Below are 13,247 nucleotides of genomic sequence, written 5' to 3'. Positions count from 1 at the left end.
GGTCGGGCCCGGGCGTCAGGCGTTGCCGTCGAGGAGGCGTTCCATGTCGTAGGCGGCGTGGGAGGAGAGGGAGGCGGTTCCGCGCTCATAGCGTTGCGTCGTCGTCGAGGAGGCGTGGCCCATGGCTTCCTGGACCTTCTCGCGTGGGACGCCGGCTTCGCGCAGGAGGCTGGCGAAGGTGGCGCGGGCGGTGTGGGGGGTGAGGCCGTGGGAGCTGAGGCTGGCGGCGGTGGCGGCGCGGCGCAGGGCGGTGTAGGCGCGCCAGCGGCTCCAGGGGCGTCCGTCGTCGGTGAGGAAGATGGGCTCCTCGGCGGGACGGCCGGCGATGAACGGGAGCAGGAGGGCGGCGACGGCGGGCGGGATCGGAACGCGGGCGGTCTTGCCGCCCTTGCGGGCGAAGGCCAGGACGCGGTGGCCTGAGTCGTCCTGCACCTGTCCGCACGTCAGGGCGGTGATCTCGCCGATGCGCATGCCGGTGACGAACAACAGGGTCACGCAGACGGCGTCGGCCGGGTACTCGTCGAGGAAGTCGGCGTCGGCGGCCGCGGAGGTCAAGCTTCGTGCCTCCTCCTTGGTGCGCATCGGGGTCTTGCCCTCTCCGGAGACGACCGGTCGCTCGACGAAGTCGGGGTCGGCGGGGTTGGCGCGCAGGCCCGCGCGGCGCATCGCGTACTTGTAGAACGACGAGAGCGTGGAAAGGCGCCTGGCGATGATGGCCGCGCCGAGCGGCTTGCCGACCACCCGCACGCCGGCGCGTGCCTGGCCGGTGGCGAGGCTCTCGCGGTAGCCGATGACCGTGTCCTCGGTGACGGCGAGCAAGGCCACGCCGGGCGCGTGGATCTCCAGCCAGCGCAGGAACGCTGAGATGTCCTGGAGCCGTGCCCGCCTGGTCTGCACCGATTTGGCGGCGGTGAGCCAGGCGGCGACCGTCGGCCACACCAGCCGGCGCGGCAGCGCGTCGACCAGATCGACGTCCGCGCCGGGGACCTCGCCCCCGTCCTTGCGTGCCCTGCGGGGCGACAGTCCGGCTATCGCGCCGACGGAGTCGAGCATCGGCGCGGGCGGGACGATCTCGCGTCCGTCGTCCAGCCGGACGGTCTGCGGGGGGCGGGCGCCGGTGGAGGGGTTGTAGACGGCCGAGGGGATCAGGGCGTCTTTTTCGCTCACAGGACGGGGCTCCTCGAAGGTTCGCGCTCGGTCGGGCTACTCCCCGAGTATCTCACAAAACCTCAATTTTGTGAGATCGAAACGCCCAAGATCATGAATCGATTAACGCGTATCGCGACACGCTAAAAGCGTTCCGCGTGTTGATGCGCGAAAGGGCTAGGGTGTGGGTGTGAACGAAGAGAGCGCTGTGAGCGCAGAGCAGGGCCAGGCCGGACCAGGCGTGTTGGGTGAGGTGTCCCCCGTGCCCGCGCCTCGGGGTGTGTGCGGGTTGGACGGGTGTGAGCTGCCGCTGCCGCCGGCCGGGCGCGGGAGGCCGCCGAAGTACTGCTCCAAGGCGCATGCCGATCAGGCCAGCCGGGAGCGGCGCGCGGCCGATGCCGCGCTGGTGGAAGAGCCGCTCAAGCACGCTGAGGCGCTGGCCCAGCATGTGCCCGCCGCGATCGCTGTGCTTCAGGCGCAGCTCGCCGAGCTGACCGGGTTCCTCGACAAGGCGCAGACCGGGGCGCTGGCCCGGGTCGAGCGGGCCGAGGCCGAGACCCGGTCGGCCCGGCAGGCCGCCGCCGACGCCGAAGCCCGCGCGGACTCGGCCGAGTCCGCCGCCGTCCGCGCCGTCGAGGAGGCGCGGGCCGACCGCACCGCGCGCGCGAGCGCGGAACGGGACGCCGTGGCCGCCCGCGCTGAGGCGGAACGGGTCCGTGCCGACGCCGCCGAAAGGGTCGAGGCGCACCAGCAGGCGCGGGCCGCGGCCGAGGCGGCCCGTACCTCTGCGGAACAGGCGCGTGACGGCGCGGTCTCCGACCTCGTGGAGGCCCGGCGGGCCCGTGAGCACGACGCCGAGCACGCCCGCGCCCGCCTCGCCGAACTGACCGCGCTGCTGGAGACGCGCGGTCGCGAGGGCGAGCAGCTGCGGCACGCGCTCACCGAGGCGCGCGAGGCCCTCGCGGACGTCCGAGGCCAGGCCACCGCGCAGCAGGCCCGCGCCGAAGCCGCCGAAGCCGATCTCCACACGGCGCGCCGCGAGGCCGCCGAGACCGGGACTCGGCTGGCCGGCGCGCTGGAGCAGGCGACCGCCCAGGCCGCCGCCGCGCGCGCCGAAGCCGACCAGGCCGTCGCCGCCCTGGCCGAGACCCGCGCCGCCGCGGCGGCCACCGCGGCCGTGCACGCCCGGCTCGAAGCCGACCTCGCCGCCGCCCGGGCCGACGCCGGAGCCCAGCGCGAACGCGCCGCCCTCGCCGAGGCCCGCGCCGCCGCCCTGAACCCTCGACCCGAGACCCCGCCGAGCGCTGGCATCCCGCAGCCCTGACCGCCCGCGGTGCCGGGCCCACCCGCGGCCCGGCACCGCCGTCGAGGATCGACGGTCTCTAGCCCTCACGCGCAGGATCGCCGCGGCATGCGGACACAGATGCGTGCCCGAAACGGCCCCGGACTCCTACAGCTACGACGAGGGGTGGACCTGGGGTGCTACCCCGCTCGGCTGGTGTTCCGTCGGGGGATCCCCTTACGGAACACCAGCCTGAGTGTGAAGTGTCCGGGTAGCCTGGCAAGATCCTCGCTCATGAACGACGTGGGACTGATCGACGGCCTGGACGACCCGCTGTGGGACGAGATCGATCCCGAGTGCGGCACGCGGAATTGGTTGCGGCTTATGGCAGGGGTCGCGGTCGGCCCGGGGCGGCGGAGCCGCGGCAGCTTCAATCTCCTCAACCTGGACACCGTCTATCCGGTCACGCTCTACGCCATCCCTTACCTGGTCCGATTGATCAAGGCCGGAATCCAAGCGCCGAGGTTGATCTCTCTCCTCGGAGCGATCGGCACGGAGACCTTGAACCGTCCTGGGCGCCTGGCCGGGGACATCCACGCGGCCGTGCGGGCCGAGCTTCCGTTCCTGATCGGCCTGATCGATGATGCCGATTCGCTGGTGCGCTGCCGTGCGATGGAGGCGGTGGCGGCGTTCGGTGACCGTGAGGCGGTTCTTCCGGTTCTCCGTGAGCGGCTGGAGACTGAGCGGGATCCCTTCGTCCGCGACGAGCTGGAGCGCGCCTGCCGGTGGACGGAGAGGACCGACCTGGAGGAGGAGTGGGACCCTCCCGGCCTGGAGCGCCACCCGGGCGACACCGAGCAGCTGCTCGCCGAGGCGTCCGCTGCGCTGACCCGGGTCGCGACGGGCGACGCCGACGACGACTACTGCATTCGGAGAGATCACGCGAATACCGTGTTCATCTGCCGGGAGATGGGCGAGGAAGCGCGGCCGGTACTGCCGCTCCTGCTCGACCTCTTGGACGAACCGATCCCGGAGGGAGAATCCCTCCAAAGCTGGAAGGCCAATGCCGCGATCGCGGTGTGGAGAATCACCGGGGACGCCGACCGAGTCCTTCCTGTGCTCGCCGACTGTCTGGAGCACCCGTGGACCACGGACGGCGCCGTCGAAGGAGCGGGCGAGATGGGGCCCGTCGCGCGTCCCCTCGCCGAGGGAATCGTCCGGTACCTGCGCCGCGGTATCGGCTATCGGACTTCACCGACCATCGGAGCGCTCCTCGAAGTCTGCCCGGACGGGAACTTTCCCGCCGGATGCACCAAGGCCGAGCTGCTCGGGATGCTGATCACCGTCATCATCGAGGGCGACAGCCACGGCAGCGACACCTACGCCATCGTCGGCGACATCGGCCTGCACCACGCGGCCCCTGCCGACCGGGACCGCCTCTACGCCTTCGGCCACCACGAAGACCTCATCGCCCCCGCCTACGTCGAGGCGAGCCTCGCCGGTGACGAGCAACGCCAGGCCGCAGCGCGAAAGCTGCTGGCAGCCGAAGCCAGACCCGCCGACCAAAAGTAGATCGTGCCGCATGCGGCGTCTCACCGAATCTCCTCGTCCCGTGATCCTGGTCGGGGTCGTGGAGCGGGCGGATGCCGGTGGGGCCGCGTGCTTTGAGCTGGTCGAGGGCGGTGTCGTTGTGGAGGGTGTTCCACAGGGTGACGCAGTTCGGTACGAGGCCGAGGGCGCGGCCGAGCCTGGGCGGTGAGGCAGGCGGCGACCGAAACGTTGAAGTCCGCGAGCCTGCTGTCCGCGCCCGCAGCCGACCCGAACGCCGCGGTGAAGGCCGGCACCCGGCCCATCGTCTCCAGCAGCACCTCGGGCAGGTCGACGCGCGGCAGCATCCCGGCGGCCCGCTCGCGCAGGTCCAGCAGTGACGGCGGCTCGGGCAACGCTGAGAGGGCGGCGACGTGCAGCCGGTCTTGGTCGTCGACGGACGCGCCGACGCCGTCCTCGCCGAGGCGTGAGGCGACGTCGCGCAGCGCCTGGTGCAGCACGAGGGCGTGCTCGGCCAGGAACTGGCCCGCCTCTTCGGGTGCCGACGCGCCCGCTCCTTGCTGGTGGCGGTCTCGGCCCTGCCGATCAGCTCGGTCGCCATCAGCAGATCCAGCAGGTCCAGGCAGTCAGCGACGACCTTGCCCTCCAGGTAGATGACCGTCGCCAGCAAAGTGGCGAGCTTGCGGGACGGGCCGTGACGGCGCAGCAGCGTGGCGGCCGCCGCCATCCCGTACCGGGCCAGATCCACCACCCTGCGGTACGGCACCTCCAACAGCAGCTCTAGGTCTCCAGGAAGGCCGCGACGCTCCGGACGAGGGCCGACGGCGGGCGCATCGCGGCCGCGGCTTCGCCGCCGTCGGCAGGCCTGCGGTAGGGCCGGCCGAGATGCCTGCGCCACAGCTCGCCCAGCAGCGCGGAGCCCGGGACGAGTTCGGTCCAGCGCGCTTCCCACTCCTCGTCGGCGACGTCGGGGAGCCCTTCCGAGGCGCGCCAGCCGTCCGCGATGGCGCGGGCCTCGGCCCGCAGGCGGTCCGGCGGGGTCGGGGGGCGCGGGGCGGGGAACCTCGCGTCCAGGTGGGCGGCCAGCGCGCCGAAGTCGAGCAGCAGGTTGTCCAGCGTGCGGGCGCCCAGCAGATGGACGCCCGGAGTGCGGGCCGCGCGCTCCCAAACGGCCGGGGCCAGGCCGTCCATGGCCCCGGCGTACAGCAGCGGCCACGCGGTCATGGCGCCACCCGCGTCGAGCCAGGCCTCCAGCAGGCGTGCCGCGCGCGGCTCCAGGATGACGCCGACGTCCGGGTCGTGCAGCACCTCCGGGATCCAGCCGCTGAGGATCCGCTCGTCTTCCGCGCTCTCCAGGACGACGATCCGCCCGCATCCGGCGACGTCGCTCAACCGCAGCCCGATCCTCCGGACGGCCTCGGCCGCCTCGGCGTCGAGCTCGGCGACCGTCGAGACCCCGCCGCGCCGCCGCACCGCGAGGACACGGCCGCCCGGTGCGGCCAGGGCGCGGTCGATCAGGGCCGGGGCGTGGGTGGTGACGACGAACGAGCGGTCGGCGCCGTGCTCACGCAGCAGGTCGAGCACCGCCCGCTGCGCCGCCGGATGCAGGCCCGTCTCGGGCTCCTCCAGGACAACGACGCCCTCCGGCCGCGTCAGCAGGCCCGCGAGCAGGGCCAGCACGCGTTCGGCCCCGCTCCCGGCCTCGGCCAGGACGACGCGCGCGTCCGGGCCGTCCCAGCCGTCGTCGAGGAGCCGTTCCTGGGAGAAGGCGACGGTGAACGCCTCCCCCTCGACGGGGGTGGCCGGCGTGCCCGACTCCGGCAGGATCTCCGCCGCGCGGCGCCGCAGTTCGGCCCAGGGCCGCGGCCGCCCGGTACTCAGCGCGAGCAGGACCGCGCCGAGGTTCGCGCCGTCCTCCGCCAGCGGCCCGCCGACCTCCCGCACCGGCAGCGCCCCGGCGCCCGCGCCCGCACCGAACCGGAAGTGGACGTAGCCGGCCTGCCAGCGCAGCAGCGGATCGGCGACGCCGCGCAGCGGGCTCGCCCCGACCGCCTCCTCCAGCGCCCGCGGCGGTGCCGCGCCCTCGCCACCGCGGACCTCCCGAAGATCTCCCGGCGCCCCGGCGGCGAGCTCCGTCCTCCAGGATCCGCCCGCCTCGACGAGCCTTCCGACGAGATCACCGCGCCCGTCGCCGCCGCCCGCCTCGACGGCCACGGCGCGCATGCCGTCCGGCCCGCCTTCGGCGAAGGTCCACCGCGCCCACGCCGCCACCGGGTCGACGCCGATCTCCCGCGCCGTCGCCACGCTGAGGCCGAAGCGGGCCCGCACCAGGGCGCTCCCCGACCCCAGGTGGCCGGTCCGGCCCGGCGCGCGGCGGCCCGCCACCACGTCCAGCGCCGACACCAGCGCCCCCTTTCCGGCCCCGTTGCCGCCCACGACGAGCACCACACCGTCGGAGCCCACCTCGAACTCCCCCTCGACGAAGCCCCGGAAATCCTCCACCTCGACCCGCATGCGCCCTCCTTCCCGGCCATCCTCCCGCCCCGCCGCCCCGCCGCGGAACCGGTTTCGCCGCGGGCAGGCGCCGGCCGGGGGCGGATCGGGAGGAGGAAAGAAGGCGGAGGTGGCGCACCCGTGACCCGGGCCGGGAGGGGCAGGAGAGGGAGAGCATGGAAGAGACGAGGGATCGGATCGTCGGTGCGGCGACCCGGCTGTTCGCCGTGCTCGGGTACGACCAGACCGACAGCGCGCTGATCGGCACCTGGGCCGAGGGGCTCGCGCCTGCGGAGTGTCGGTGCTGGCCGCTAGCTGCGGTGGAGCTCGTGCCGACCGGGCCCGCCTGTCCACGGCGGGACCGGTCGGTGGAGCGCCGCGGAAGAGACGCCGCGGTTCGGCGTGCCGCGGATCCCCCGCCCCGCGGTCGTCGGGCCCTGCCTCGGAGAGAGCTCCGGGGCTCCGGGTCATGGCCAGTGAGCAGGCGCCGCGCTCGACGGGTTCCTCGCGCTCGGCGAGCGGATCGCCGAATCGCTGCCGCACCTCTTGCCGACGTACTTCGAGCGCGCGGCCAGGGAGTTCGTGGCAGCCAGGCAGCACGCCTGCGCGGTCCGCATGTTCACCGCGGCCCGCAAGGCCGAGGACGTCCACGGCCTGCCGATCGACCGGAACGTCCTTCCCCCCCATCCGCAAGCCCACCGACCGCACCTCACCTCGACGAACCGCAGCTTGCCACTGGAGCGCAATGAGCGGCACAGCGGGCGCGCGTCGGTCAGATGGGCCGCTTGGAAGGCGGCTCAGGGGGTGTGGTGGGATGTCGCGTGAGAATTACGGCGGTCCGATTCGGGTGTCCTCGCGCGTGTCGGGGGGTGATCGTCCTATTCTTCCGAGGTCGGGTGACGGGCGAGGGGTGAGGGCGGCCATGAGGCAGCGTGTTCAGAGGGTCATGGTGGCGGCGGGTGTGGCGGTGGCCGCTGTGGGCGGTGCCGCGGTGGTTCTGCGGGACGTTCCGGGTGTGGCCCTTCCCGCGGCGGCGCGCGACGGGAATCGGGTCGCGAAGCTCGTCTGGCGCGACGAGTTCACCGGCAAGTCCGGGACCAAGCCCGCGGCCTCCCGCTGGATCATCGAGACCGGCACGCCGTCCACCGGTGAGCTCCAGCACAACTCGCGCGACAACGTCGGCCTGGACGGCAAGGGCCATCTCGTCATCACCGCGAAGAAGAAGGCCTCGCACGGCAAGAAGTACACCTCCGCGCGCATCACCACCGAAGGCAAGTTCACCACGACGCACGGAAGGATCAGCGCGCGCATCAAGAGCCCCAACGGCAAGGGTCTGTGGACCGCGTTCTGGATGCTGGGCGCGGACTACCTGACGAACCCGTGGCCGGACTGCGGCGAGATCGACATCGTGGAGCGGCGCGGCGACCACACCCGCCACGCCCACGCCACCCTGCAGGGTCCCGGCTACTCCGGTGTCGGCCTCACCAAGCGGTACAGACTCCCGGCCGACATGAAGGCCTTCAACACCTTCCACACCTTCACCGTCGACTGGACGGCGAAGAGCGTCACCTGGAAGGTCGACGGCGTCCGCGTGCACAGCGTCAAGCGCTCCGCGGTGCCGGGCGAGTGGGTGTTCGACGACCCGTTCTTCCTCGTGCTGAACCTCTCGGTCGGCGGCCCCTTCCCCGGCCCGCCGAACGCCAAGACCCCTTTCCCCGCCAAGATGGTCGTCGACTACGTGCGCGTCTACCACTACGCGTGACCCGCGCGGCCGTTCACGACGCCGTGGCCGGCACCGGCGCGGGCCGGTCGGGACGGGGCGCGCGGGGCGCGGTCTGGGCGCGGACGGTGTCGAGGAACGCCCCGGCCGCCGGCGTGAGCTCGCCGTCGCCCGCCGCGGCGAGCAGCAGACGGCGCGGGGCGGCCGGCCGCAGCGGCACCGCGCTGATGCCGTCGAGGAGTTCGGGCAGCGCCAGTGACGGGACGACGCTGACGCCGAGGTCCTCGCGGACCATCGCCAGCAGGGTGTCCATCCGCTGGACGCGGCGCGCGGGCGACAGCGTGAGGCCGAGGGCGCGGTAGAGGGTCTGGATCAGCGGTTCGCATCCCGCGCCCGACAGCAGGAACGGGTCGTCGGCCAGGTCGGCGAGGCAGACGGAGCCTTCGGCGGCCAGCGGATGGGCCGCGGGCAGCACCGCGAGGAACTCGTCTCCGGCCAGCGGCACGGCGCGCAGATCGGGGCGGGGTCCGGAGACCACGCCGAGGTCGATGACGCCGGTGCGGATCCACTCGTCGATCTCGCCGTCGGTGCCTTCCAGCACGACCACGTCCACGGCGGGGTGGAGTCTGCGGAAGGTCCGCACGAACTCCGGCAGGACCCGGCAGGCGCTGGGGAAGGCCCCGATGCGCACCCGACCGTCGAGCAGCCCGGACGCGGCGGCCGCCTCCTCGGAGAACCGTTCGACGTGGTGCAGTGCTCCGGCGACGTGGGGCATCAGGCGGCGGCCGATGTCGGTGAGGCAGCACCCGGACCGTTCCCGGATGACGAGCCGCATCCCGAGTTCGTTCTCCAGGGACGTCAGCGCGTGGCTGACCGCCGACTGCGTGACGCCGAGGAGGTCCGCCGCGCCGGTCACGCTGCCGGCCTCGTGCACGGCGCGCAGCGCGCGGAGTTGCGCGAGATTCATGAGCCTTCCGCATCCTCAAGATGAATTACTTTTGTTTGCCGTGAACAAACGCCGTGGTCTATCAATGAACCCTTCCGTCGTCGCAGCCGAGGAGTTTCATGGCCGTCATCGATTTCGTGTATCTCCTGGCGGTGGGCGCACTGTGGGGTGCGTCCTTCCTGTTCATGCGGGAGGCGGCGCCGGTGCTGGGGCCGGTGAGCATGACCGAGGCGCGGGTCCTGCTCGCCGGCCTGGCATTGCTCGTGGTCGGGCTGCTGCTGAGGAAGGTCCCGGATCTGCGGCGGGATTGGCGCGGATTTCTGGTGCTCGGTGCATTGATGGCGGCTTTTCCGTTCACCCTGATCGGCGTCGCGGAACTGGAGATCACTGCTTCTCTCGCGGCGATCCTGAATGCCACGACGCCGTTGTTCGCGCTCGCCGTCAGCGCGGTGCGCGCGCGGGCCCGCCCTTCCGGTCCGCAGATCGCGGGCGTGCTGCTGGGAGTCACGGGGGTCGCGGTGCTGGTGGGCCTGGGGCCCCTGCACATCGACGGCATGATGCTCCTCGCGGTCGGCGCCAGTCTGCTGGCCGCGCTGTTCTACGCGCTGGGCGGGGTCTACACCAAGATCAGGTTTCCAGATACCCATCCTCTGGTCACGGCAACCGGACAGAATCTCGCCGCGGCGGCCATACTCCTCGTACCTTCGCTGGCGCTGCCTCCCCGCGAGTCCCCGGACGGCGGCATCGTGCTGTCGGTCGTCACGCTCGCGCTGGCGAGCACCGCACTCGGATTCTTCCTGTTCTTCCGCCTGGTGACCCGGATGGGCCCGACGGGCGCCCTGTCGGTCACGTTCCTCGTCCCGCTGTTCGGGCTGCTGTGGGGCACGGTGTTCCTCGGCGAGCCGCTGAGCTGGAGCATGCCGTTCGGCATGGCGATGGTGCTGGCCGCGGTCTTCCTCGTCACCGACCGGCCCGCGAAGTCCCCCGCGCAGGCGCCGGCCGGCGAGGTCCCCGAGGCGGAGCGCGACCCCGCCTGACCGCCCGTCCCGCGGCTCACGGGGCGGGCTCCCTGGCCAGGCCGAACTCCCGGGCGCGCATCTCCTCCTCGGCGGTGTCCTCCACCCGGTTCATGGCCCAGCGGAGCAGGGGCGGCGCCATGAGCGAGGTCGCGACCGCGATGAGCACGATGATCGTGTACATCCGGGACGATAGGACGCCGATGCGCAGGCCCACGCTGGCGATGACGATCTCGATGACGCCGCGGGCGTTGAGCCCGGCGCCCAGGGCGACCGCCTCCCACCGGTTCAGACCGGCGAGGAGCGAGCCGAGGTAGGCGCCGACGAACTTGCCGAGGACGGCGAGGAGCAGCACGAGCAGGGCCCAGCCGAGCACCGACGGCGAGGCGAGGGCCGACAGGTCGATGCGCAGTCCCGCCGTGGCGAAGAACAGCGGCGCCAGGACGCCGAGGACCACCGTCCGCAGCGGGGCCAGGACCGAAGGCGGCGCCGCTCCGCTCGCCCGGATCGCCATCCCGCACGCGAAGACGCCGAAGACCGCTTCCAGGCCGAGCGCGTGGGTGCCCGCGGAGCACAGCAGCATGAGCAGCACCACCACGGCGATCGCCACCTGCGGTTCCTGCGCCCGCTCGGCCCGGATGAGGGCGACCCTGGCCACAGGTCTGACCACGAGCCACGCGGTGAGGACGACGAGCACCACGTACGCCGCCGACAGGGCAGTGCCCGCCGCGCTCGCCCCTGCCGCGGCCATCGCCGAGACGACGGACAGCAGCAGCCAGCCGGCGATGTCGTCGACCATCGCCGCGGCGAGCGTGAGCTGGCCGGTGTTGCGGTGCAGGAGGTTCATGTCGGTGAGGGTCTTGGCGATGACGGGGATCGCGCTCACGCACAGCGCGACGCCGAGGAACAGCGCGAACGACGTCCGGTCGGCCTGCGGCCCGTGGAACACCGCGGGAAGGGCGGCGCCCACGGCGATGCCGAGGCCGAGCGGGATGACCAGGCTGGTCGCGCTGACGTAGGCGGCGGTGCGGCCCCTGCGCCGGACCAGGCCGAGGTCCATCTGCGCGCCGGTGACGCCGACGAGCAGCAGGACGCCGATCTGGCCGACGGCGTCCAGGAGGTGGAACTGGGCGGGGTCGCGGGGGAACAGCCAGAGCATCAGGTCGGGTGCGGTCTGGCCGAGGACGGACGGCCCGAGCAGGACCCCGGCCGTCAGCTCGCCGGCGACCGCGGGCCAGCCCAGACGGACCGCGAGCCTGCCGAGCAGGACGGCGGCGGTGAGCAGCACACCGGCCTGCAGGAGGAACAGCATCAGGGCGTGGCTGGTCATCGGGGGGACGGCGCTCACCGGGTTCCCCTCTCCGTGCCGCGGCGGCTCGGGGCGTGGCGCGTTCCACCGCGCGGGCGGGCCGCGCCCGCGCGGGATGCCGGTCCGCTCACGCGCCGCTCCCCGGATCCTCGGCGAGGAAGCGCAGGACGGCTTCGGCCACCTGCGCGGGCCGCTCCTCCTGGGGGAAGTCGCCGCACCCGGGCAGGACGAGCAGGCGGGAGGCGGGCAGCAGCGCGGCGAACCGGCGGCCGGTCTCGACCGGGACGAGCGGGTCGACCTCGCCGAAGACGAGCAGGGTCGGCGTCTTCAGACCGCGCAGCGGTTCGGCGAGCGCGTCGAAGCCCGGCCCGTAGCTCATCCGCACGCCGAGTCCGAAGACCGCCATCGGGTGGCCGCGTCTGCGCAGATGGGCGTGGTGGAAGGCGAGGGTCTGCGGATCGTGGCGGTGGCCGGGACCATGGGCGGCGCGCCAGCGCTCCTCGAACGGGCCGCGCGGGAAGACGCGGGCGAGCAGCGCGCCGACGACGGGGGCGGCCAGGAGCCGGTACAGGGTGAGGTTCGCGGCTGTCTCCCCGAGCGCCCCGGCCGCCATGACGACGAGCCGGGAGACCCGCTCGGGTCTGCGCGCGGCGAACCAGGCGGCGAGGGAGCCGCCCATCTGGCTGCCGACGAGCACCGCCTCGGGTAGTTCGAGTGCGTCGAGGAGGTCCGCGAGCAGGTCGGCGCAGCGGTCGGCGGACCAGTCGCGGCCGCGCGGCGCGGGCGAGTCGCCGCTGCCGGGCAGATCGACCAGGATCACGCGGTGCTCGCGGGCGAGCGGCGGCACCACGTCGCGCCAGGTGTGCGAGGAGGTGAGGAAGCCGTGCAGCAGCACCAGCGGGGGGCCGTCGGCGGGTCCCTCCTCGCGGATGTGGACGTCGGTGCCGGGCAGGCGGAGGATCCGGCCTGTGGCGCGGTCGGGGGCCGCGGTGCTCACGCGGCCTCCCGCAGGAAGTCCAGGAGCGTGTCGTTGAAGGCACGGGGCGATTCGACGGGCGGGATGTGCGCGCTGGGCAGCAGCGCGGTGCGGGCGCCGGGCAGGAGCCCCGCCAGCTCTTCGGTGGCCGGGACGGGGAAGAGCATGTCCTGGACGCCGCCGACGACGAGGACAGGGCAGGGCGGCGGGGTGAGCCAGGTGGTGCTGTCGTGGGTGCGGGCCTGCCCGTAGATGCTGCGCAGGGCCGCGGTGGTGTACTGGTCGAACATCGCCTGTTTGAGCGCGCTCTGGCGGCGTTCGAGCACCTCGAAGTTCGCGGCGGAGAACAGGAAGCTCTTGAGGACCTCCCAGAAGTTCGCCAGGTCGTCGCGCTCCAGGAAGCCGTAGAGCATCCGCAGGAACAGCTCCGTGGACTCGCGGGGTTTGGCGAACGTCGCGACGAGGGCGAGGGCGGACAGCCGTTCGGGGTGCCGGGCGGCGAAGTGCTGGGCGACGAGGCCGCCGTGCGACAGTCCCGCCACGGCCGCCCTGTCGTGGCCGAGCGCGGTGAGCAGTTCGGCCAGGTCGTCGGCGTGGTCGGCGTTGGCGGGGTATCCGGTCGCCGACGGCGAGTCGCCGAAGCCCCGCATGTCGTAGGTGATGACGGTGTAGTGCTTGCTGAGGGCGGGGATCTGGCGCATCCAGGTGCCGCCGAGGGTGGTCAGCAGGACGAGCGGGGGGCCTTCGCCGCGCGCCCGGTAGCGGATCGCGCCTTCCTTGAGCTGGGCGGTGTCTGTGATCACGGACGCTC

The 13,247-nt window shown here is 73.1% G+C and carries 12 protein-coding genes; 5 read left to right on the top strand and 7 right to left on the bottom strand.

Annotated elements, in window-relative coordinates; all coding sequences use genetic code 11:
* Window positions 1-15 precede the first annotated feature (15 nt).
* On the bottom strand, window positions 16-1,167 hold the full coding sequence (locus ACYVOM_RS15575; protein ID WP_460304070.1) for a tyrosine-type recombinase/integrase: 1,152 nt from the start codon (window positions 1,165-1,167) through the stop codon (window positions 16-18).
* Between the two features lie 268 nt (window positions 1,168-1,435).
* Between ACYVOM_RS15575 and ACYVOM_RS15570 the strand changes: the two genes are divergently transcribed.
* Window positions 1,436-2,470, top strand: a complete 1,035-nt coding sequence (locus tag ACYVOM_RS15570) for a hypothetical protein (protein WP_460304069.1) — start codon at window positions 1,436-1,438, stop codon at window positions 2,468-2,470.
* Between the two features lie 252 nt (window positions 2,471-2,722).
* Complete coding sequence (locus ACYVOM_RS15565; protein ID WP_460304068.1) at window positions 2,723-4,000, top strand: HEAT repeat domain-containing protein; 1,278 nt, start codon at window positions 2,723-2,725, stop codon at window positions 3,998-4,000.
* 20 nt (window positions 4,001-4,020) lie between these two features.
* Here the strand turns inward: ACYVOM_RS15565 and ACYVOM_RS15560 are convergent, their stop codons facing one another.
* Together ACYVOM_RS15560 and ACYVOM_RS15555 are read right to left on the bottom strand one after the other, a co-directional pair.
* Window positions 4,021-4,476 (bottom strand): hypothetical protein, encoded by a 456-nt coding sequence (locus tag ACYVOM_RS15560; RefSeq protein ID WP_460304067.1) that lies wholly within the window; start codon window positions 4,474-4,476, stop codon window positions 4,021-4,023.
* Window positions 4,477-4,756: 280 nt separating this feature from the next.
* Window positions 4,757-6,490 (bottom strand): AAA family ATPase, encoded by a 1,734-nt coding sequence (locus ACYVOM_RS15555; protein ID WP_460304066.1) that lies wholly within the window; start codon window positions 6,488-6,490, stop codon window positions 4,757-4,759.
* Between the two features lie 561 nt (window positions 6,491-7,051).
* Here ACYVOM_RS15555 and ACYVOM_RS15550 point away from each other — a divergent pair.
* Both ACYVOM_RS15550 and ACYVOM_RS15545 read left to right on the top strand, forming a co-directional pair.
* A complete protein-coding gene (locus ACYVOM_RS15550) occupies window positions 7,052-7,294 on the top strand; it encodes a hypothetical protein (protein ID WP_460304065.1) in 243 nt (80 codons plus the stop codon).
* Between the two features lie 190 nt (window positions 7,295-7,484).
* On the top strand, window positions 7,485-8,231 hold the full coding sequence (locus ACYVOM_RS15545; protein WP_460304064.1) for a glycoside hydrolase family 16 protein: 747 nt from the start codon (window positions 7,485-7,487) through the stop codon (window positions 8,229-8,231).
* A gap of 13 nt (window positions 8,232-8,244) precedes the next feature.
* Here the strand turns inward: ACYVOM_RS15545 and ACYVOM_RS15540 are convergent, their stop codons facing one another.
* On the bottom strand, window positions 8,245-9,156 hold the full coding sequence (locus ACYVOM_RS15540; protein ID WP_460304063.1) for a LysR family transcriptional regulator: 912 nt from the start codon (window positions 9,154-9,156) through the stop codon (window positions 8,245-8,247).
* A gap of 98 nt (window positions 9,157-9,254) precedes the next feature.
* Here ACYVOM_RS15540 and ACYVOM_RS15535 point away from each other — a divergent pair, with 98 nt between their 5' ends.
* Complete coding sequence (locus tag ACYVOM_RS15535; RefSeq protein ID WP_460304062.1) at window positions 9,255-10,172, top strand: DMT family transporter; 918 nt, start codon at window positions 9,255-9,257, stop codon at window positions 10,170-10,172.
* A gap of 16 nt (window positions 10,173-10,188) precedes the next feature.
* Here the strand turns inward: ACYVOM_RS15535 and ACYVOM_RS15530 are convergent, their stop codons facing one another.
* The 3 genes from ACYVOM_RS15530 to ACYVOM_RS15520 all read right to left on the bottom strand — a co-directional run bounded on the left by ACYVOM_RS15530 (window position 10,189) and on the right by ACYVOM_RS15520 (window position 13,239).
* Window positions 10,189-11,499, bottom strand: coding sequence for a cation:proton antiporter (locus tag ACYVOM_RS15530; RefSeq protein ID WP_460304061.1), 1,311 nt, complete (start codon window positions 11,497-11,499; stop codon window positions 10,189-10,191).
* Between the two features lie 88 nt (window positions 11,500-11,587).
* Window positions 11,588-12,457, bottom strand: coding sequence for an alpha/beta fold hydrolase (locus ACYVOM_RS15525; protein WP_460304060.1), 870 nt, complete (start codon window positions 12,455-12,457; stop codon window positions 11,588-11,590).
* Window positions 12,454-13,239 carry an alpha/beta fold hydrolase gene (locus tag ACYVOM_RS15520; RefSeq protein ID WP_460304059.1) on the bottom strand — a complete coding sequence of 262 codons (786 nt, stop codon included), beginning with the start codon at window positions 13,237-13,239 and terminating at the stop codon, window positions 12,454-12,456. Before ACYVOM_RS15520 ends, ACYVOM_RS15525 begins: the two co-directional genes overlap by 4 nt.
* Window positions 13,240-13,247: the final 8 nt, after the last annotated feature.

This window comes from Actinocorallia aurea, assembly GCF_054783995.1.
This window is presented reverse-complemented; position numbering and strand designations above follow the sequence as displayed.